Origin of the sequence: Kutzneria sp. NPDC052558 (assembly GCF_044547355.1) — a bacterium.
In the GTDB taxonomy this organism is placed as follows: domain Bacteria; phylum Actinomycetota; class Actinomycetes; order Mycobacteriales; family Pseudonocardiaceae; genus Kutzneria.
Map to the genome: position 1 here is coordinate 24,566 of NZ_JBIUAG010000052.1, position 19,658 is coordinate 44,223.

Genomic DNA, 19,658 nt, shown 5'->3' on the forward strand with positions numbered 1-19,658 from the left:
GATGACTGTGGTGAGCCCGGTCATCGGCGCGGTGAAGCCGTTGTCCGACAATGAGGTCACGTTCACGGTCAGCCCCGACGAACCGGTGTTCGCCGGCCACTACCCGGGATTTCCCCTCTTCCCGGGCATGTGCGTGGTGGAATCGGTGCACCGCGGCGCTTTGCTGACCGCCCCGGCCGAGGCCGGCGAGCTGACCATGGCGGCCATGGAGTCGGTTCGCTTCGTGGCGCCGGTGTTTCCCGGCGACCGGCTGACCATCACCGTGAACTGGACCAAGGATCGCGACCAGTGGCGCTGCGCGGCCCGGGCCACCGTGGCCGGGCGCGACGCGGCCGTGGTCAAGCTGCGCTACCGGAGCGGGGGCAACAAGTGACGGCCGTGCACACCGACGTGCGGGAGATCCTCCCCCACCGCTACCCCATGCTGCTGGTGGACCACGTGCTCGACGTGTCCCCCGGCGAGTGGGTGACGGCGGTGAAGTCGGTCAGCCGCAACGAACCCTGGTACCGCGACGGCGTCGACGGGCCGTACCCCGAGGTGCTGCTGGTCGAATCCTGGGCCCAGGCCGCCGGAATCGTGCTCGGCGTGCGCAAGCCCAATCCGGATGTGTTGTCCGGCCAGGTGATGCTGTTCGGGTCGCTGGCCGACATCGAGTTCCACCGGCCCGTGCTGCCCGGCGACGTGCTGGAGCACCGGGTCCGGGTGTCCCGCGCGGTCGGCGAGACCGTGATCTTCGAGGGCGAGTGCGTCGTGCGCGGCGAACTCGTGTTCACCGTGTCCAGGATGGTGGTGGCCTACCGGCCCGCCGAACAGCTGCGCGCAGCGGAAGGCGAGAAGCAGACATGACCACGGAATCCAGGGTCGCCCTGGTGAGCGGCGGCTCCCGGGGCATCGGACGGGCCTGCGTGCTGCGCCTGGCGGCTGACGGCCACGACATCGGCTTCTGCTACCACTCCAACGCCGACGCGGCCCGGGTGGTGGAGAAGGAAGTCCTCGACCTGGGCGTGCGGGTCGTCTCGCGCAAGGTCGACGTCAGCGACGGCGCGGCGGTGCGGGACTGGGTCGCCAGCGTGAACGAGGAGCTCGGCCCGATCGACGTGGCCGTCACCTCGGCCGGCATCACCCGCGACAACCCGTTGGTGCTCATGACCGACGACGAGTGGCACGGCGTGCTCGACACCAACCTCGACGGCGTGTACCACGTCTGCCGGGCCGTCGTGTTCGACATGATGAAGCGCAAGTCCGGCAGCCTGGTCAACATCTCCTCGGTGTCCGGGGTGTACGGCAATCCCACGCAGAGCAACTACTCCGCGTCCAAGGCCGGCATCATCGGCTTCACCAAGGCCCTGGCCAAGGAGGTCGGCCGCTACGGCATCCGGGCCAACGTGGTCGCGCCCGGCCTGATCGAGACCGACATGACCGCCCAGCTGGCCGACCCGGCCCGCAAGAAGATGCTCCAGTCGGTGCCGCTCAAGCGGTTGGGCACCGCCGACGAGGTCGCCGACCTGACCTCGTTCCTGGCCTCCGAGCGCGCCGGCTACGTCACCGGCGCGGTGTTCCAGATCGACGGCGGCCTGACGGTCTAGCCGTGCTGATCCGGCGCCGGCAGCCTCCCCAAGATCAACGCTCCTTTCCTCACGTTCAACGTCAGGAAGGGCCCCTTCATCACGTTCAACGTCAGGAAGGGCCCCTTCATCACGTTCAACGTCAGTATGGGGCCCTTCATGACATTCCCCCGGTTCCACATCAGGGAGTTCCCATGCCCAAGCCCAAGCGGCTGAAGTGGTACTTCTCGCTGCGCAGCCCGTACTCCTGGTTCGCCTACCGCGACCTGCTCGCCCACAACCCGGACGTGCTGGACGCCGTGGAGTGGTTCCCGGTGTGGGAGCCGGACGAGTGGACCTCGCGCCTGCTGGCCGAGGAGGGCATCGACGCGTTGCCCTACACCGACATGTCCAAGGCCAAGGGCCTCTACATCCTCCAGGACACCCGCCGGCTGGCCCGCGCCCGCGGCCTGGCCATGACCTGGCCTGTGGACCGCAAGCCGGTGTGGGAGGTCTCCCACCTGGGCTACCTGGTGGCCACGGATGCCGGCAAGGGCAAGGAGTTCCTGGCCGCGACCTACCGGGCCCGCTGGGAGCACGGCTTCGACATCTCCGACCCGGCGGTGATCGCCGACGTCGCCCGCGAGATCGGGCTGGACCCGGTCCGGGTCTCGACCGCGCACGAGGACCCGGTGATGCGGGCCCGCGGCATCGAAGCGCTTCGCCTGGTCTACAAGGACGGCGTGTTCGGCGTGCCGATGTTCATGCACGGCCAGGACAAGTTCTGGGGCACCGACCGGCTGCTGGACTTCGTGGCCGCCTTCCGCGGCGCCGGCGTGGCCCAGCCGGCCCCGATCGAGGCGCCGGTGCTGATCACCGTCGGCGCCGACACCGGCCACGCCGGCGGCTGCGGCTGAGCCACCGGCGCGAAAGCCGTCAGGCCGACGGCTGCGGCTGGGACTGCGCGGACCGGATCTCGGGCCGGTCGATCACGCGCAGCCAGGAACCGTCGGCCTGGCGGCGCACAACCTGCACCCGGCCGCCGGTGTTGTCCGACGGGACGGTGGAGGTCAGGGCCAGGTCGCCGTGGTACACGGTCGGCATGGCCCTTTCCTCCGTGAAGGTGCCGCCGCCGGCCACCAGCTGGGCCATCACCTCGCGGATGGCGTCGCGGCCGACCGTCTCCTGGCCGGGCGGGAAGGCAAGCACGGCGTCCGGCTCGTACAGGGCGGCCAGGCCGTCGACGTCGCGGTTGTTGGCCAGTTCCACGAACAGGCGGGACAGGTCCTCTGGGGTCTTCGCGGTTGTCATGCGCTTAGCCTGCTGCTTGGTCTGTGATAAGTCCAAGACATAGTTCTGCTCGTTGCTAGAATCAGTGGTTATGGAGCTTCGTCAGCTGGAGTACTTCGTCGCGGTCGCCGAGGACGCCAACTTCACCCGCGCGGCGGCCCGGCTCAACGTCGCCCAGCCGGGGGTGAGCGCGCAGATCAAGCAGCTGGAACGGGAATTCGGCCTGCCGCTGCTGGACCGCTCGGGCCGGACCGTGACGCTGACCGAAGCGGGGCGGGCGGTGCTGCCGTTCGCCCGGGCCGCTTTGGGGGCCGTGGCCGGCAGCAAACAGGTCGTGGATGAGCTGACCGGGTTGGTGCGGGGAGCCGTGGCCATCGGCACGATCACGTCGTGTCCGGCGGTGGCCATCGCGGACATGATCGACGGCTTCCACCGGGCCCATCCGGCCATCGAGATCACCTTGTCCCAGGACAACTCCGACCGGCTGGTCGATTTGGTCCGTGGTGGCGGGCTGGATCTGGCGGTGATCGCGTTGAGCTCGTCGACGTCCTATCCGGGCGTGGCGCTGAAGGTGTTCGTGGATGAGCGCATGGTGGCCGTGGTCGGGGACGGGGATCCGTTCGCTGGTTCGGATTCGTTGCCCATCAAGGCGTTCCGGGATCGGTCGTTGATCAGCATGCCGGTCGGGACCGGCATCCGGTCCTGTGTGGACGAAGCGTGCGCGCGGGCCGGCTTCGCGCCGCGGGTCGCGTTCGAGGCCAACGACCCGAACATGGTGCTCCAGCTGGCCCGCCGCGGCCTCGGCGTGGCCTTCCTGCCCACGTCGATGGCCGCCGGGCCCGGACTGCACGCCATCACCGTCGCCAGTCCGGCCCTGCGGGGCCAACTGGCGCTGGCGTGGCGTGCCGATGGTCCGGTCAGCCCGGCGGCCACCGCGTTGATCGATCACGGCATCGCGGCCCTCAGCAACTGACCAGGAGAGTGGTCAACGCCGAGCAGGTGACGGCGCCGCTGTCGTTGGCGGCGTTGCCATCCGTGGGCGTGCTGGCGGTCCGGGCGGCGGTCACCGACATCTTGCCGGAGATCGTCAACAGACCGACCGTCAGCGTGAGGGACTTGCTGGTCGATGCTCCGCTGGCAAGGGCGCCCAGCTGACAGGTCGCCGTGCGGGCGGTGGCGTTCACCGTGCAGCCGGGGGCCGACGGCGAGACAAAACCGTTGGGGTAGCTGAACTTCAGCGTGGAGGAGGACGAGGCGCCGGGGCCGTTGTCGGTGACGGTGGCGGTGAAGGTCACCTCGTGCACCAGCAGGCCGGACGGGCTGGCGGCCAGCTTCACCGCGAGGTCCGCGCTGCGGTTGCCGATCGCCACCTCGTAGGGCTGGGTGGCCGGCGCGGTCGGGATCACGGTGCTGACGGTGTTGCTGGCCGTGCTCAGCACGCTGACGCCGGTGGCGAAGTAGTTGCCGACGTAAAGACTCTGGCCGTCCGGCGTGGCCGCGATGCCGCCGAGCACTGCGCCCTGGACCGGGATCGTGTGCGTGACCGTGCCGTGGTCCAGCACCGAGACCGTGCCGTCGGCGTTGGTCACGTACAGCAGGCCCTGGGAGTAGGCCAGTTCCTGCGGGCTGCTGGTAAGCGGGGTGACGCCGGTCTGCTGGCCGGTGGCCGTGGCGAAGCGGGTGACCGTGTTGTTGAAGATGTCCACCGCCGCCAGCTCGGCGCTGTCCGGCGAGATCGCCAGCGCGCTCGGCCTCGGCGTGGCGATCGTGGAGACGACGGCGCTGGTCGCCGTGTCGATCTTGTAGATGGTGTCGGCGCCCGTGGCGGCCACGAAGACGTACTTGCCGTCCGGCGTGAGGACCGTGACCCCGGCCGCCACCGAACCCAGCTGGACCGCGGTGGTCACGGTGTTGGTGGCCGTGTCGATCACGTCCAGGGCGTTGGTGCCGTCGTTGCTGACGTAGGCCTTGCGGCCGTCCGGCGAGACCGCCACGAAGTTCGGCGCCCCCGCCACCGGGATCGTGCTGGTCACGGTGCTGGTGGCGGCATCGATGACGGAAACCGCCGCGCCGCCGTGATCGGCCACGTACACCCGGCTGCCGTCCGGAGTCACGGCCACGCCCCGGGGGCTCGCCCCCACCGGCACCGTCGCCGTGATCGTGTTCGTGGCCGTGTCGATCACGAACACCTGGTTCTGCCGGCTGTCGGTGACGTAGGCGTTGTAGCCGCCACCGCCCGCGGCAGCCGCCGGTGCGGCCAGGCCGAGGCCCGCGAGGACAACCGTGGTCCCCGCCGCGACGAGTCTTCGGATCCCCTTGCCGGCACCGCTCATCGGTCACTCCCGTCGACGTCGACGGCCGGCGGGGGCCCGCCGGCACACCGGGATTAGCGCGGTTGAGGCTGAAAGGGTTACATCCCGTTTCGCCCCTTCGGGTGAGGCCGGCCACCACCCTCCCTGTCACATTCCCGGGCCGGCGCGCGATAGGTCTGCTACTGCTCTGCTTTCGCGCACCCCGAGCCAGGAGTCCGCCGATGCCGAATCCGGGAGTCGCCGTGCAGGTCGTGACGGCGATCGAGTCCGTGTACGGCCTGCGCTTCCCCATCGGCATGCGGGCGTGGGACGGCAGCCGCGCCGGGGCCCCGGACGGTCCCGTAGCCGTGCTGCGCACGCCTCGGGCCGTGCGCCACCTGCTGCTGCGACCCGGGCGGTCCGGCCTGGTCAAGGCCTACGTGACCGGGCACCTCGACATCGACGGCGACTTCGCCGTCGGGCTCCGGCACTGCCGCGAACTCGTCGCCCACGTCCGGGCCCAGGGCCCGCCACGGCCCGCCCACTGGCCCCGGCTCATCGGGCTGCTGGCCCGCACCGGCGTCGGCGGCCGCCAACTGCCGGTCGACACCGAACGGCCCGCCACCGACTTCCCACCGTCCATATTGGACGACACGTTGGCAAGGTCCTGCGGCTACTGGACCTCCGACGGTCCCGAATACCACCTTTCCGACGCCCAGCACGACAAACTCGACCTCGTGTGCCGGAAACTGGGACTAGGGCCGGGAATGCGCCTGCTCGACGTCGGCTGCGGCTGGGGATCCCTGGTGTTGCACGCCGCCGCCGACTACGGCGTCACCGCCACCGGCATCACCGTGTCCGAGAGCCAATGCGAATTCGTCCGCGCCCGGGCCCTCGAGCGTGGGCTTGGTGATTCCGTCACCGTGCGGCGGGTCGACCCCCGTGAAGTCGACGGCTCGTTCGACGCCGTCGCCTCCATCGAGACCGGCGAACACGTCAGCGACCACGACTATCCCGCCTACTGCACCACCCTCCGCCGGCTCCTGCGCCCCGGCGGACAGTTGCTCATGCAGCAGACCTCCGGCGGCGGCATGTTCACCGGCTCGTACATGAAACCCGCCATGGCCACCCGGCCCGTCGAACGCACCCTCAGCCAACTCCGCGACGCCGGCCTGGAGATCAAGGACGTCATGTCCATGCGGGAGCACTACGTCCGCACCATCGACGCCTGGCGCCACGCCCTCGACCTCAACTGGGACGACGTCGTCACCCGCGTCGGCGCCCCCCGCGCCCGCATCTGGCGACTACAACTGGCCGACAACGCCTTGGCCTTCGCCGACAACACCATGAACGTGCATCAGATTCTGGCTGTGCGGCGGTAGGTTCTGTCTAGGTCTGGTCGACGCACAGGCAGAAGGGATGGCCGGCCGGGTCGAACAGCACGCGGACGTTGTTTTGCGGCTGGAACTCTGCTTCCGTAGCCCCCAAGGCTTTCGCTTCGGCGACTGCCTCGTCCAGGTCGCCGACCTGGAAGTCGAAATGCATCATCGGGCGCTGGTGGTTGTCGACCGGGGGCCACACCGGCGGTTGGTAGCCGTCTGCTTGCTGGAACACGAAGAACGGGCCTTGCGGCGAGGCGGCGAGGATGGCCGTGCCGGGCTCCTCGTGAACGACAGGCAACCCTAGGAGCTCGGCGTAGAACCTGGCCAGGTCGGCGGGGCTCGGGGCCTCGATCGTCGTTCCCCACCACATGCCGTTGGTACGAGATCTCATGCGGGAGATCCTGCCTGATGAGTGTCGGATTGTCTTGGGGAACGGCGGATGTGGTGGGGCGGGGGTGGGTTGGTTGGGGTTGGTTGGGGGGTTGGTTGGGGCTTTGGGGTTGGGCTTTGGGTGGGGTGTGGTGCGGTCGGGTGGCGGCCCACCCGTTGCCGTTTGGGTGGTTGGCGTTTGGTCCCCTCCCGCCTCCGCGCCACGGACCTCATCCCTGGCACGGTCCTGCGCATCCTTCGCTGCCGAAGCCAGTCGTCTGTACTGCCAAGCAATTCGGCCGCCGATCGGCCACTCCCCCAAACGCCGCCAGGCCAGACTCATCTCACCGTCAAGCCCATCCCCACTGGATCCAGCCCCTTCGTAGCCGTTCCCGCTCTGGCGGGTTGCCGCGAGTCAGGTGGGGGGTGGGGGTCGTGGCGCGGTGACAGGGAGGTGGGGGTGCGGTTTACAGAGGGCTTGGGACGTGGGAGGGGGGTGGCTTTGGTTGTTTGCTTGCCGTTTGGGGGGGGTGGGGTGCGGTGTGAGGGGTGGGGTGCGGCGAGTCAGGTGGGGGGTGGGGGTCGTGGCGCGGTGGCAGGTGGGTGGGGGTGCGGTTTACAGAGGGCTGGGGACGTGGGAGGGGGGCGGCTTTGGTTGTTTGCTTGCCGTTTGGGGGTGGGCGCGTTGCTAGGTTGGAAAGCGCTTTCCTGAAGGAATCTTCAGGGTGGACACGATCGGGTATTCCTTGTCTGGTAAGGGGATTTGTCTCTGGCGAGTGGTAAGATGGGGGTATGTCAGCGAACCCGGAATTGCCAGTCGACGCCGAGAGGTGGCGGCTGAGTGATGGGGCGTTGCGGGAGCACGGAAAGCGGTTGGAGGAGCGGCGTAAGGCCGACTATCTGGGGCAGGTCGAGGACGTGCGGGAGTTGTGGAACCGCACCAGCGGGACCAAGGACGATCGGGCGGCGTTGGTGGCGGATCTGGCCCTGGGGTGGGACATCACGCGGGGTGAGGCGCGGGAGCTGGTTCGGCACGCGGAGCTGTTCCAGCGGGATGCGGTTCGTGAGGTGGCGCAGGATGCGTTGCTGAGCAGGCAGCATCTGGTCGTCATGGACAAGACGTTGACCGAGGCGCCCGAACCCGACCGGGATCGTGTTGAGGCGGCGTTGGTGGAGCACGTGGTGACGCTTGACCTCGGCCAGTTCAAGGACGCCGCCAAGAGGATCCTGATGCTACTCGATCAGGACGGCAAGGCACCGGATGATCGGGAGCTGGCGCGGCCGAAGCGGACGTTGACCATTCGCAAGCGCCGCAACGGCGGGGACATCGACGGGTTCCTTGACCTGGAGAGCCTGGCGTTGTTGGAGGCGATGATCAGTCCGTTGGCCAAGCCGAAATCGGCTGAGGACCCGCGCACGACTGCGGAGCGGCAGGGTGATGCCCTGGTGGAGATCCTCGAGCTGGCGGCCGGCTGCAAGGACCTGCCCGAGGAGGGCGGGGAGAAGCCGCACATCGCGCTCACCATGCCACTCAAGGACTTTCAGGAGCAGCGGGGCACCGCCGACCTGGAGGGCATGGGGCCGCTCAACGCGGCCTCGGTGCGCAGGATCGCGTGCGACAGCAGGATCCTGAGGGTGGTGCTGGGGGCCAAGTCCGAAGTGCTGGACATTGGACGCGCGTCCCGGACGATACCGAATGCGATACGGAGAGCGTTGATCATTCGAGACAAGGGGTGCGCGTTTCCGGGATGTGGAAGGAAACCCCGGCAATGCCACGCGCATCACGTGATGGAATGGGCTGACGGAGGGCCGACCAGCCTGGACAATCTGGTGTTGCTGTGCAGCGCCTGTCACCGGCTGATTCATCATAGCGACTGGACGGTGGAGATCAACGACGGGCTGCCGGAGTTCAGCAACGTGGCTGGGTGAGGGACCAGTGGACGGGGAGAGCCACAGGGCGGGGCTCGGCGGAGCCGGAGAGGATGCGCAGCGAATCGGGAGGCACGGCCAGGCGGACGGAGGGAAAGCGGAGGGCTATGCGTTCCAGGGCAACGGAAAGGCCCATCACGGCCAGCTGGGAGCCGGAGCAGAAGCGGTCGCCTGCGCCGAAGGCCAGGTGGCGGTTGTGCTCGCGGTCGGGGCGGAAGGAGTCGGGGGCCGGGAAGTGCGCGGGATCGCGGTTGGCGGGGCCGGTGGCGGCGAGGACGATCTCGCCCTGCGCTATCGAGGCGTTGCCGACCTGGAGGTCGACCAGGGCGCAGCGGGAGCGGAGGGTGCCGCCCAGCGGAGCGAAGCGGAGCAGCTCGTCGATCAGGCGGCGAACGTCCACACGGGACGAAGGCCACATGGCGAAGTCGTGGTGGGTCAAGACAGTCAAGGAGGCGTTGGCGATGCCGGCGACCACGGTCTCGTAGCCAGTGGCCAGGACGGTGGCGGCTAGAGGGACGGGATCGGTGGCGGTGGCGGCGAGAGCGGAGAGCAGGTCGAGGTGAGCGGGGCGGGACGAGAGGAGGCCACCGAGATAGTCGAGGAGGTCGAACTGGGCCTGCTCCACAACCTCGGCGGGGAACTGGTTCACGGAGAGGACAATCGAGGAAAGCTCGGCGCAGCGGGGCCAATCGGAGGGAGGAAGGCCCAGCCAGGTGCCGATGGCCCACATGGCCAGCGGGGACGCGTAGGAGGAGACCAGGTCGCTGGAAAGGGGAACGGCGGCCAGCAAGGAGTCGGCGTAGGCGGTGAAGCCGGCCAGGAGGGAGCGGCTGGGGCACAGGCGCATGGCGGCCAAGAGCTCACTGCGTAGGGCACGGTGCTCGGGGCCGTCGGTGGTGAAGAGGAGACCGGGGAGCAGGCGGCCGGAGCGGGTGGAGTTCCGACAGGCGGTGAGCGGGGCCTTGCCGAGGCGGGGATCGGACAGGACCTGCCGCACATCGGCATAGCTGGTGGCCAACCAGGCGGGATGGCCGGTTGGCGTGAGGATCCGCTTCACGCGACGGACCAGCCATGGCGGGCAAGCCAACGGACGCCGGAGTCGACGGCGCGGCGGGCGTCCACTTCGACCAGCACGACAGGAACTCCGTTCGGTCCCAAGGCGAGAGGCTCGGTGAGGACGCGGCCGCCGAAGGCCAGCGCGGCGGGCACGGTGCGAGCCAGGCAGGTGACGACCAGGCGGGTGCTGCCGCTGTGACGGAGCCACCAGCGGCAGGCGGCATGCACAACGGCATGGAGAACGCCGCAGGAGCGGAGCTCGGGAACCACCAGGGCACGGCCGACAACGGCGAAACGGCCGGGAGTGAGAACCGAGCGGACACCGGTGAAATCGTCATGCAGGTCACCGTCGTGCTCGGTGTTGGCGGTCAGCCGGAGACAACCGACCGGTTGATCGTCCACAGTGCACAGAAGCTGCACCGCGTTCTCGTCGTATCCGTCCCACAGCGGGACACCCAGACCCGTGAGCGTGTCACGGTAGTGCTGGTCCCTGATCCGGACCACCTGTTGCCTACGGGGAAGGCTGTTGGCGATTCGCACGTCCAGCGCCCGCTCCGGACCGCCGTAGTGGCCGATCACGGGGTCGAGCCGGTCGAACGCACGCGTCGCGGCCGCGAACAGGTCGTGGTCGCGAGGCGCGATCACTTCACATAGTCCGGCAGGACGCGCGGCGGCCAGGTGGCGACGCTCAGGATGCCCAACGCATAGGCCTTCGCGACCAACGCGGGACGGTTGGGGGCCTTGAGCTTCCGCAACATGGCGCTCACGTGGTACTCCACACCCTGCCGGCTCAGGTACAGCTGCGAAGCCATCTGCACGGTGGACACGCCGGCGGCCACGCCCTCCAAGATCCGGGCGTCCACATCGGTCAGCACCTTGCTGTGGTCGACCACAACCCGCCCGGACTTGGCCGGATTGCTGGGAATGATCAGCACCAGGGTGGTGGCGGCGACCCGGCTGTTGGCCCGCACCGACACGGCGGTGAGGTTGCCGGCCACGACGGTGCCATCGGGGCGCATGGCGACCACGTGCTCGCTGAACCGCCCCCGCTTGCCCTCGGCCAGCTTGGCGAACTGGCGGCGCAAGCCGGCCCGGACGCCGGGGTGCAGCAGGTCCGTGAAGTCCCGGCCGGTCACCTCGGGGGCGGACCGGTCGAGCAGGTGGAACAGGTCGGCGTTGGCCTCCAGCACCCGATACGTCGCATCGAGGGAGGCGATGCACACTCCCGACCGTTCGAATAACGATCTGAAAAGGTCATCGGACTGGTCGGCGACCATTCGACGGTCGGCGAGTTCGGTGACCACACTCAGTGGCCTGCTGTAGGACTCGGACACGATGACCCCCGGTGCGTTGGCGTCGGCGACGGGACAGGCAATCTGATTTCGAGTACGAGACAATCGTATTAAGGCGTTTCACGACCCGTCTACGGCGTGGGGACTCGCGGGCACTAACACTGTGGTCGTCGATCACTGTTGGTTCGGTGGCGTGGTCGGGGTTCGGTGGGTGCGGTTCGGTCCCCCAGCCCCGCTCTGACAACGTTGTCACCCCTCCTGCACCCGCATCGCGGCCACCAACCCCGATCGCCCGGGCACAGCCAGCTTGCGGTAGGAGTTGGTCAGGTGCTTCTCCACCGCCCGAGAGGAAACGCCCAGCTCATCGGCTATCTCCCCGTTGGTCCGGCCGGCGGCGGCGAGCGTGGCGACCCTGCGTTCGGTCTTGGTCAGCTCGGTCCGAGCGCCGTTGGCACGGGTCGGCACGGCCGTTGGCACGGTCAGCCAAGGGGTGGCGGCGACCGAACCGGCCTGCCGGAGGTAGGCCTCGCCCTCGGCGCCGCCGAGCCGGGCCCCGAGGGCGGACTGGGCCCGCGCCAGTTCCAGCCGGTTGGCGCCGTCGGTCAGCACGGTGACCGCGCCGCGCAGCCGCTGCACGCCCTCGGCCCCCTCGGTGATGGCGCCCCACACCCGCAGCGACCGGCCCATGGCGCTGGCCGACCCCCAGTCCCGGGCCAGGTCGTGCTCGGTCCGCAGCAGCTCGACGGCCTCGGCCCGGTCCCCCAGCTGGTGCTGGAGGCCGGCGGCCCAGCCGCGCCACGGCACGATCGCCGGGTTGCGCCAGCCGATCCGGTCGGTCCGCCGACCCAGCTCGTAAAGGTAATCCAGCGCCGTAGAGACGCGGCCGGCGCGGGCGGCGAGCCAGGCCCGCACGGCCTGCAACGGCCACAGGCTGGGCAGCGCCTCGCCGGGTTCGGTGCACTTGGCCAGCAGCCGCTCGGCCAGCTCGACGGAGTCGGTCTCGATCGCCGCCATGGCCAGCGCCCGGGTCGGTGTGGCCACGGTGCGCAGCCAGTCGGCGTCGGCCAGCGCGAGCCCCTCCGCCGCCGCGGCCTGGGCCTCGACCAGCAGGCCGGCCCGCACGAGCAGGGTCGCCCGGTGGGTGGCGATGATCGCCTGCGGCACGGTCGCGTTCTGCCGCCGGGCCTGGCTCAGGGCCAGGTCCAGCCACGGCCGGGCCACATCGTCGCAGTCGCCGGCCAGCAGGGTGGTGATGATCAGCGGCACGGCGGCGTGGGTGTGGCTGGCCACCGCCGGCTCGTGCTCGATGATCAGCCGGGCCAGCGGCACCGCCTCGGCGGCCGGCAGCTCGCCGCTGAGCGTGCCGGCGTGCACAAGCACGGCCAGCAGCTCCCGCTCGCCCCGGGAGTCCAGAGGCAGGTGTCCGCCCAGCTCACGCAGCCTTTCCACGGCCATCGCCAGCCGCGTCGGGTCGTCGTTCTGGGTGCAGCGCAGCCGGGCCTCCAGCGACAGCGCCAGCTCCCGGTCGGTGCCCTCCAGGTCGTCCGGGTCGCCCAGCTCGGCCGCGACCTGCTCGATCACCTCCAGCACAGGCGAGGAGGCGACGCCGAGTAGGGGCGGGGCCAGCCGGGAGACGGCCAGGGCGCGTTCCCGGGTCGACGCGAGCATCGGAACGGCCTGGGAAATGTGTCGAACGGCCGCGACGGGATCGAAGCGGCATTCCGCGGTGGCCAGATCGACCAGCAACATCGCACGATCGGGGCCATCGGACGAACAATCGAGCAATGCCCGGCGTAAATAGCGGGTGGCCACTTCGGGAGCGCCTCGTGACAACGCGGTGTCGGCGGCCGCCCTGAGCACGGAAGTGGTCCAATTGTCCTGGTCAGCGCCAATCACGAGCAGATGCGCGGCGACCTGTTCGGCCGGATAGCCGCCGGCGTGCAGCAGGGCCGCGGCCCGCCGGTGCAGCCGCTCCGCGTCGTCGGCCCGCATGAGCTGCTCGACGGCGTCCTGCACGGCCAGGTGCAGGAACTTCGGCACCGGCGTGGTCTGGGCCAGCAGCCCCATCCGGTCCAGCACCCGGGCCGCCTCCGCGCAGCCGATGGGGTCCAGTTCGGACAGCTGGCCCAGCAGCTCGGCGTCGGCCTGCTCGCTCAGCACGGCCATGGCCTTGGCGAAGGCCTGGATGCCGGGCGGCTGGCCGGCCATGCAGGTGGTCAGCCGCTCGCGCAGCTGGGACGGCAGCAGCGAGCGGGCCACATCGGCGTCGGCGGCGATCGGCCGGTAGCCGGAGACGGCCATGCCCAGCAGCACCGACATGAGGAACATCGGGTTGCCGTCGGACACTTCGTGGCAGGCCTGGACGAACTCCTCCTCGCCGGGCTCGCCGAACTCCTCGGCCACCATCAGCCGGGTGCTGGCCAGCGACAGCGGGCCGGGCCGCAGCGTGGTGCGGGCCCCGTTGGCCACGGCCCGCACCAGCGGGCGCTCCGACAGCGGATCGCCCTCCCGCACGGTGACGACCACAGTGGCGCGCACGCCGCCGAGCCGCTTGGCCAGATAACCCAGCCACCGCAAGGAAGGCTGGTCGCCCCACTGGAGATCGTCGACGACAAGCAGCACCGGACGCCGCGCGCTCATGGCGGTCAGCAGCATGAGCAGGCCGTGCAGCACGGTGTGCCGGACGCCGCCGTCGGGCCGGCCGTCGTCCCAGCGCAGGTGTTCCCACTCCGGCGTCTCGTCCGGGCCGGCGAGGTCGTCGAACACCAGGCGGGCCGGTTCGGCCGGCCCGGCCAGCCACTGCTCCCGCTGCCCCGGCTCGACGCCGGCCAGCACCGGTTCCATCAGCTGGCGCACCAGCCCGAAGGCGAAGTCCTGCTCCAGCAACGCCCCGTTGGCCCGCATCACCCGGGCGCCCTGTAGGCCGGCGAGGCTGGGCAGGCCGCCCAGCAGCGCGGTCTTGCCCACGCCCAGCGGCCCGGTGATCACCAGCAGCGAGCCGTGGCCGTCGGCGGCCTCCTGCAACGCCTCGGCCACCAGGCCGAACTCGGTCTCCCGCTCGCACAGCACGGCGGTCAGTCCTTCCTCAGCTGTTCGACTCGGGCCACCACGCTCGGGACCCCCCACGCTTCGGCCAGCCGCAGCTCGGCCGCCAACAAGTTCTCCGCCGGCCCGGTCCGCCCGAGCGCGCGCAGCGCGATCACCGCCGGGCCGCGCCACGACAGCAGGGCCGGGTTGTCGGCCTGCCGGGTCTGCAACTGCCGGCCGCACTCCAGCATCATGGCGGCGGCCTGCTCGTGATCGCCGTTGGCCAGCCGCAGCTGGCCGTGGGCGTAGAGCAGGTGCGGCCACATCATGCCGTCGGGCAGCCCGGTCGGGGCCGGGTGATCACGGGCGATCCGTTGCGCCGCTTCGAGTTCACCGTGTCCGAGACACATCAGCACCTGGGCCGCGACCAGGCTCGGCGACACGCGCCGGTGCCAGCGGTCCAGCGGCAGCAGCTCCAGCGCGGTGGCCAGGGCCTGCTCGGCGGCGTCCCGGTCGAACCGCCGCGAGGCCAGGTCGGCGCCGCAGGTCCAGGCGAACGCCGCGAGCACACGGTCGGTCGGCAGCCGCAGATCGCCGAGCACTGCTCGCAATCCGGCGTCGGCCTCGTCCAGCTCGTCGGCGACGGCCAGCGCCCACGCCGCCATGGTGCGGGGGCCGACCGGGCCGTCGGCGCCGATCGCCTTGCGGGCCAACGCCTTGCAGCGTTCGATGTCCCGGCCGGCGCAGGCCAGCCGCCAGGCCACGACCCCGGCCTGGGACGGGTCTTCCGGCCGTTCGGCCAGCCGGGGTGGGCCGTCCAGGCTGATCGGCAGCGCGTTGTCGAGCTCGGACAACCAGTGCAGCGCCACGAGCTGGTCGACGTGCTCCCGGTCGGCCTTGTGCCCGCGGTAGGCGTCGGCCGTGGTCCGCCGCACCAGCATGCCGGCCCCGCGCGCGTACAGCAGGTCGGCGGCGCGCACCCGCAGCGGACCGATCTCCGGACCGCCGTCGGCGACGACCACCTGGCTGAGGTGCCGGTCGGCCGCGTCCGGGCTCTCCAGCAGCTCGATCTCGCCCAGTTCCAGCCGAACCTTGGCCCGGGCCAACGGATCCCCGCTCTCCCGGGTGGCGCGGGAGAGCAGCTTGACCGCGGTCGCGGCGTCGCCGGCCAGGTTGTGCCAGGCGGCGGCGCGGCGCAGCACCTCCACCGCCCACGTTTCGCCGATGGACTTGGTGCCCAACAGGATCGCCGCCACGCCGGTGTCCGGCGCGGCGCTGAGGTGACCGAGCCGGGCGGCGTGGGCGTGCATGGATTCCCGTTGCGCCACCGGCATTCCGGCCAGCAGCCGGTCCGCCGACACCCACTCGGCCAGCCGGGGCCGGTCCTCTCCGGTGATCAGGCCGGCGTTGCGCAGCAGGGCCCGGGCCCTCGGCGCGGACCACGAGTGCAGGCCGGTGACCGTGCAGACCAGGTCGAAGTCGAGGATCCCGGCGCAGATGGCGATGGCCCGCAGCAGCAGCACGAGTTCGGTTGGCAGGCCGTCCATGGTGCGGGAGACCAGGTCGCTGGTCGCCTCGGCGACGGCGTCGAGCAGCCGCGGCACGGACTCGTCGGTCGGCGGGATCCGTTGCGAGCCAAGGCGTCCGAGCACCGCTCGGAGCACGGCCGGGTTGCCGCGGACGGCTCTGACCGCCTCCTGCGCGAACCGATCGCCCAACCCGGGGAGTTTCCGGGCCAGCGCGGCATGCACGGCCGCCGGCTCCAGCGGGACCAGGCGCAGTCGATACGTGACCGGGACGGCGAGTTCGATCCCGCTGCGCACGGTCAGCAGCAGCACCAGCCGGGTGCCGGTCATCCGCCGGGCCACACCTTGCAGCCACCGCACCGAATCCGCGTCCGCCCACTGCGCGTCGTCCACGATCGCCAGCAGCGGCTGCTGCCGGGTCGCCGTGAGGAATCCCCGGATCAGCCGGTCCAGTCCGGCCCCTGCGCCCAGGTCGTTCCACTGTGGACTGTCGGGCGGCAGCAGCGGAGCCATCAGCTGGGCCACCACGCCCAGCGGCGTCTCGGCCTCGGTCGCCGCGCCGGTGGCCTGCACGACCCGGATGTCGGACTCGGCGGCGATCGCGGCGGCGCAGCCGGCCAGGGCGGTGCGGCCCAGGCCCGGCGCGCCCTCGACGACCACCACCGCCGGCCGGCCGTCGGCCGCCTCGGCCAGCGCGGCCCGCAACCGGTCCACCTCGATCTCCCGGTCGGCGAGGATGTCCGCGAAGGCAGGGACGCGGGGCGACATGGCCGCCGGCTTACCGCTCGGCTCGCAGGATCGCGGTCAGCTCGGCGCGCCCGGACACGCCGAGCTTGCGGTACGAGCTGGTGAGGTGGACCTCGACGGTGCGCAGCGACACGAACAGCGTCTCGGCGATGGCCCGGTTGCTCAGCCCGTCGGCGGCCATCGCGGTGACCCGCCGCTCGCTGCCGGTCAGCGCGTCCACCGGCGAGTCGCTGGGGTTGCGCACGCGGCCGCCGGCCTGCACCACCAGCCGGCCGATCGCCGCCACCTCGACCCGTTCTCCGCTGCGGTTGGCCACGTCCATGGCCGCGCGCAGCACCTGCCGGGCCTGCTTGACGTCGCCGGCGCGCAGCAGCGCCTGCCCGAGCCGGTGCCCGGCGCGGATCCGGTCGGGGATCGCGCCGCAGTCCTCCAGCCGCTCCACGGCCGCGGTCAGCGGGGCCACCGCGTCCTTCGGGTCCTCGGCCACCAGCCCAGTCACCAGCGCGACCAGCCCGGCCGCCTTGGGAATGGGCCAGCGCTTGACGTCCTCGCTCATCCGCGCGGCCAGCGCGGCGGCCTCGTCGCGGCGGCCCAGCTCGACCAGGACGTCCACCGCCTCCGGCCACCACAGCACGTACATCGGGTTGGTGATGCCGGCCTCGGCCATGCTGCGCTCGCAACGCCGAAGCATCTCCAGCGTGCCGGGCAGATCGCCGAGCTGCCGCAGCACCTTGGCCTGGACGAGCGCGTAGTTGTACCACTCCCAGCCGAACTCCTCGTAGCGCGGCCGAACCACCAGGCCCAGCAGCTCGGCCGCCCGCTCCGGCTCGCCGACGTCGGCGAACACGCCGGCCTGGGCGATCAGCGGCAACGTCAGCAGCAGGCCCGGCAGCTCCTGGCCGGCGACGTCGGCCGCGGTCTGCGCGTCGGCGGCGGCCTCGGCCAGCTCGCCGCGCCGGCGCTGCATGACGGCCCGGAAACCCAGCGCCATCACGTGCATCACCGGCTCGGCCCGCCGCCGGGTCTCGGTCAGCGTGCGCTCCAGGCCGGCCAGCGCCGAGTCGACGTCGCCGGCGAGCTCGAAGGCCAGCGAGGCGCCGAGCAGCGTCATGCCGTCCACCGGGATGTCGCGCGCGTCCATCACCCGACGGGCCCGCCGCAGCACCGTCTCCACCGAGCCGCCCTCGAACGCCGACAGCATGGCCATCAGGGACAACGCCAGCATCTCCGAGCCGCTGTGGCCGGGCGGATCGGCCATGGCCCGGGCCCGCGCGGTGGCCAGCGGCAGCGTCGAGCACTCATCGGTGGCCGCCATCAGCAGCGCCGACTCGGCCAGCGTGCGCAGTTCCTGGTCGGCCGGGCCGGGTTCGGGGCCGATCACGGCGTCGAGCTGGTCGATCACCTCGACCAGCAGGTCCACCGCCTCGTGCGAGGAGTACACCGGCTGCGCGGCCCGGGCGAACAGGGCGGCCAGCGGCGTGCGGGCGCGGGGGTCGGTGATCCGGCCCAGCACCTCGCGCAGGGTGGCCAGCGCGCCGGCCGGATCGATCTGCGCCATCAGCCCGGCCAGGTCGATCTGCATCCGGGTGCGGGTGTCGGCGTCCGGCCACTTCGAGTCCAGGGCCCGTTGCAGGTAGTTCATGGCGGCCTCGGCCGAGCCGCGCCGGCCGGCGCTGGCGGCGGCGTCCCAGAGCACCGACTGCATCCACGGCTCGTCCACCGGCGTGAGCAGCAGGTGGCCGGCGACGGCCTCGGCCGGCTCGCCCTCGTCGCTGAGCAGCCGGGCCGCCCGGGCGCGGGTGGCGTGCAGCTCCTCCGCGGAGATCCCGGCCAGGATGGTGGTGCGGACCTGGTCGTGCACGAAGCCGGTGTGGTCGGCGTCCAGCACGTCGCAGCGGGACAGCGCGCTCAGGGCCGGGGCCACGGCGCGCACCGGAACCTGGCCCAGCGCGGCGAGCCGGTGGGGCGGGCTGGTGCCGATCAGCGCGGCGGCGCGGGCGACGGCGGTGACGTGTTCGGGCTGATTGGACAGCGCGGTGAGGACGGAGGCGGTGAGCACGTCCCGCCCCAACTCCTGGACCAGCTCCACGCTCTGGGCGTCCGGCTGCACACCCTGGCGGCGCAGCTCGCCGAGCAATCGGTCCAGCAGCAACGGGTTGCCGCCGCTGACGTCGCCGCACCGGGCGGCGAACGCGGGCGCGGGCGCCTCGTCCAGGCCGGCGGCGATCAGATCGACCACGTCGTCCGGGCCGAGCGGGGCGACCTCGAGCGTCGAGCAGCACTCGTGGGTGGACAGTCCGGCCAGCAGCTCGCCGCCGGCCAGGCCGGTGCGCTGGGCGATCACCACCAGCAGCCGCAGGTTGTCCGCGCGGCGCAACAGGAAGTCCAGCCAGCGCAGGGAGGAGTTGTCGGCCCAGTGCGCGTCGTCGACGATCAGCACGAGCGGCTGCTCGCCGGACAGGCCGACCACCAGCCAGTAGAGACCGTGCAGGACCGCGTAGCCGCCGGCCGGCTGGTCGCCGTCGTCGCCCGGGATCAGCGCGGCACGGGCCCAGCGGGCCGCGCCCTGCAACAGATCCTCGTCGATACCGTCGAACAGTTCCCGCACGGCAACGTAACCGGAGCCGCTGCCGACCTCGGTGCAGCCGGCGCGCAGCACCCGCATGCCCTGCGCGGCGAAGCGCTGTTCGGCGGCCCGCAGCAGCTGGGTCTTGCCGATGCCGGATGGGCCGCGCAGCAGCACGGCCTGGCCGCGGCCCTGCACGGCGAGCTCGGCCCTGCGCTCCAGGTGGCCCAGTTCCTCGGTCCTGCCCAGCAGGACGCGGCCGAGCACGGGCGTGCCGGCTTTGTCCACTGTGGACAGATCCGGCCCCGTGCCGGCGGGGACGAGCCCACGATCCGGTTTCAGGGCAGACCGCCTTCCCTAGCTGGTCCGACTGGTGCGACCAATGCTTACAGGGAGGCCACCATCGGATGGGGAAAGAGGCCGCAGGGCTGCCCTTACGATCCTCAAATCACGGCCTTCTGACTTCAATGCACGAGCATCGACCGAGGTGGCGGCGGACGTCCCACGCGATTCGCGACGACCCCCATTGCATCGCCGCCGACGGGTTCACAGTTAACTGTTGGTCAATGATCCCACGTCGAGCCCACCCCGAGGCCCACACGCACACGGACCGGGTTGTCGCGCTCCAACAACGGAAAT

The 19,658-nt window shown here is 71.1% G+C and carries 16 protein-coding genes; 7 read left to right on the forward strand and 9 right to left on the reverse strand.

What is annotated here, in order from left to right; genetic code table 11:
- Positions 1-10: 10 nt before the first annotated feature.
- The 4 genes from ACIG5F_RS46470 to ACIG5F_RS46485 all read left to right on the forward strand — a co-directional run bounded on the left by ACIG5F_RS46470 (position 11) and on the right by ACIG5F_RS46485 (position 2,461).
- Entirely contained in the window at positions 11-373 is a 363-nt protein-coding gene (locus tag ACIG5F_RS46470; protein ID WP_396526696.1) for a 3-hydroxyacyl-ACP dehydratase FabZ family protein, read from the forward strand.
- Positions 370-846, forward strand: a complete 477-nt coding sequence (locus ACIG5F_RS46475) for a 3-hydroxyacyl-ACP dehydratase FabZ family protein (protein ID WP_396526697.1) — start codon at positions 370-372, stop codon at positions 844-846. Before ACIG5F_RS46470 ends, ACIG5F_RS46475 begins: the two co-directional genes overlap by 4 nt.
- Positions 843-1,586: a 3-oxoacyl-[acyl-carrier-protein] reductase gene (gene fabG, locus ACIG5F_RS46480; RefSeq protein ID WP_396526699.1), complete on the forward strand. Its 744-nt coding sequence runs from the start codon at positions 843-845 to the stop codon at positions 1,584-1,586. The genes ACIG5F_RS46475 and fabG overlap by 4 nt, the downstream gene beginning before the upstream one ends.
- Before the next feature lie 173 nt (positions 1,587-1,759).
- On the forward strand, positions 1,760-2,461 hold the full coding sequence (locus ACIG5F_RS46485; RefSeq protein WP_396526701.1) for a 2-hydroxychromene-2-carboxylate isomerase: 702 nt from the start codon (positions 1,760-1,762) through the stop codon (positions 2,459-2,461).
- 19 nt (positions 2,462-2,480) lie between these two features.
- Here ACIG5F_RS46485 and ACIG5F_RS46490 read toward each other — a convergent pair whose 3' ends face one another.
- On the reverse strand, positions 2,481-2,855 hold the full coding sequence (locus ACIG5F_RS46490; RefSeq protein WP_396526703.1) for a YybH family protein: 375 nt from the start codon (positions 2,853-2,855) through the stop codon (positions 2,481-2,483).
- 70 nt (positions 2,856-2,925) lie between these two features.
- Between ACIG5F_RS46490 and ACIG5F_RS46495 the strand changes: the two genes are divergently transcribed.
- Positions 2,926-3,807, forward strand: coding sequence for a LysR family transcriptional regulator (locus ACIG5F_RS46495; RefSeq protein ID WP_396526704.1), 882 nt, complete (start codon positions 2,926-2,928; stop codon positions 3,805-3,807).
- On the opposite strand, the gene ACIG5F_RS46500 is transcribed toward ACIG5F_RS46495, so the two are convergent.
- On the reverse strand, positions 3,797-5,167 hold the full coding sequence (locus tag ACIG5F_RS46500; protein ID WP_396526705.1) for a hypothetical protein: 1,371 nt from the start codon (positions 5,165-5,167) through the stop codon (positions 3,797-3,799). The genes ACIG5F_RS46495 and ACIG5F_RS46500 overlap by 11 nt on opposite strands.
- A gap of 200 nt (positions 5,168-5,367) precedes the next feature.
- On the opposite strand from ACIG5F_RS46500, the gene ACIG5F_RS46505 reads away from it, so the two are divergent.
- A complete protein-coding gene (locus tag ACIG5F_RS46505) occupies positions 5,368-6,507 on the forward strand; it encodes a class I SAM-dependent methyltransferase (protein ID WP_396526707.1) in 1,140 nt (379 codons plus the stop codon).
- Positions 6,508-6,514: 7 nt separating this feature from the next.
- Here ACIG5F_RS46505 and ACIG5F_RS46510 read toward each other — a convergent pair whose 3' ends face one another.
- On the reverse strand, positions 6,515-6,898 hold the full coding sequence (locus ACIG5F_RS46510; protein ID WP_396526709.1) for a VOC family protein: 384 nt from the start codon (positions 6,896-6,898) through the stop codon (positions 6,515-6,517).
- Between the two features lie 770 nt (positions 6,899-7,668).
- On the opposite strand from ACIG5F_RS46510, the gene ACIG5F_RS46515 reads away from it, so the two are divergent.
- Positions 7,669-8,805, forward strand: a complete 1,137-nt coding sequence (locus tag ACIG5F_RS46515; RefSeq protein WP_396526710.1) for a DUF222 domain-containing protein — start codon at positions 7,669-7,671, stop codon at positions 8,803-8,805.
- On the opposite strand, the gene ACIG5F_RS46520 is transcribed toward ACIG5F_RS46515, so the two are convergent.
- The 6 genes from ACIG5F_RS46520 to ACIG5F_RS46545 form a co-directional block, all read right to left on the reverse strand.
- Positions 8,786-9,862 (reverse strand): cytochrome P450, encoded by a 1,077-nt coding sequence (locus ACIG5F_RS46520; protein WP_396526711.1) that lies wholly within the window; start codon positions 9,860-9,862, stop codon positions 8,786-8,788. The two genes, ACIG5F_RS46515 and ACIG5F_RS46520, sit on opposite strands and share 20 nt — an antisense overlap.
- The gene (locus ACIG5F_RS46525) at positions 9,859-10,506 is read right to left on the reverse strand and encodes a hypothetical protein (RefSeq protein ID WP_396526713.1); all 648 of its coding nucleotides are present in this window, start codon (positions 10,504-10,506) and stop codon (positions 9,859-9,861) included. Before ACIG5F_RS46525 ends, ACIG5F_RS46520 begins: the two co-directional genes overlap by 4 nt.
- On the reverse strand, positions 10,503-11,138 hold the full coding sequence (locus tag ACIG5F_RS46530; RefSeq protein WP_396526734.1) for a LuxR C-terminal-related transcriptional regulator: 636 nt from the start codon (positions 11,136-11,138) through the stop codon (positions 10,503-10,505). Before ACIG5F_RS46530 ends, ACIG5F_RS46525 begins: the two co-directional genes overlap by 4 nt.
- A 264-nt stretch (positions 11,139-11,402) precedes the next feature.
- A complete protein-coding gene (locus ACIG5F_RS46535) occupies positions 11,403-14,222 on the reverse strand; it encodes an AAA family ATPase (RefSeq protein WP_396526714.1) in 2,820 nt (939 codons plus the stop codon).
- A gap of 5 nt (positions 14,223-14,227) precedes the next feature.
- A complete protein-coding gene (locus ACIG5F_RS46540; RefSeq protein WP_396526716.1) occupies positions 14,228-16,474 on the reverse strand; it encodes an AAA family ATPase in 2,247 nt (748 codons plus the stop codon).
- A gap of 10 nt (positions 16,475-16,484) precedes the next feature.
- Entirely contained in the window at positions 16,485-19,307 is a 2,823-nt protein-coding gene (locus tag ACIG5F_RS46545; protein WP_396526718.1) for an AAA family ATPase, read from the reverse strand.
- Positions 19,308-19,658 lie beyond the last annotated feature (351 nt).

What these genes read in the sequence shown, in the direction of transcription:
- fabG (WP_396526699.1), top strand. Translation starts at nt 843, where the DNA reads ATGACCACGGAATCCAGGGTCGCCCTGGTGAGCGGCGGCTCCCGGGGC.
- ACIG5F_RS46485 (WP_396526701.1), top strand. Translation starts at nt 1,760, where the DNA reads ATGCCCAAGCCCAAGCGGCTGAAGTGGTACTTCTCGCTGCGCAGCCCG.
- ACIG5F_RS46490 (WP_396526703.1), bottom strand. Translation starts at nt 2,855, where the DNA reads ATGACAACCGCGAAGACCCCAGAGGACCTGTCCCGCCTGTTCGTGGAA.
- ACIG5F_RS46495 (WP_396526704.1), top strand. Translation starts at nt 2,926, where the DNA reads ATGGAGCTTCGTCAGCTGGAGTACTTCGTCGCGGTCGCCGAGGACGCC.
- ACIG5F_RS46500 (WP_396526705.1), bottom strand. Translation starts at nt 5,167, where the DNA reads ATGAGCGGTGCCGGCAAGGGGATCCGAAGACTCGTCGCGGCGGGGACC.
- ACIG5F_RS46505 (WP_396526707.1), top strand. Translation starts at nt 5,368, where the DNA reads ATGCCGAATCCGGGAGTCGCCGTGCAGGTCGTGACGGCGATCGAGTCC.
- ACIG5F_RS46510 (WP_396526709.1), bottom strand. Translation starts at nt 6,898, where the DNA reads ATGAGATCTCGTACCAACGGCATGTGGTGGGGAACGACGATCGAGGCC.
- ACIG5F_RS46515 (WP_396526710.1), top strand. Translation starts at nt 7,669, where the DNA reads ATGTCAGCGAACCCGGAATTGCCAGTCGACGCCGAGAGGTGGCGGCTG.
- ACIG5F_RS46530 (WP_396526734.1), bottom strand. Translation starts at nt 11,138, where the DNA reads ATGGTCGCCGACCAGTCCGATGACCTTTTCAGATCGTTATTCGAACGG.
- ACIG5F_RS46540 (WP_396526716.1), bottom strand. Translation starts at nt 16,474, where the DNA reads ATGTCGCCCCGCGTCCCTGCCTTCGCGGACATCCTCGCCGACCGGGAG.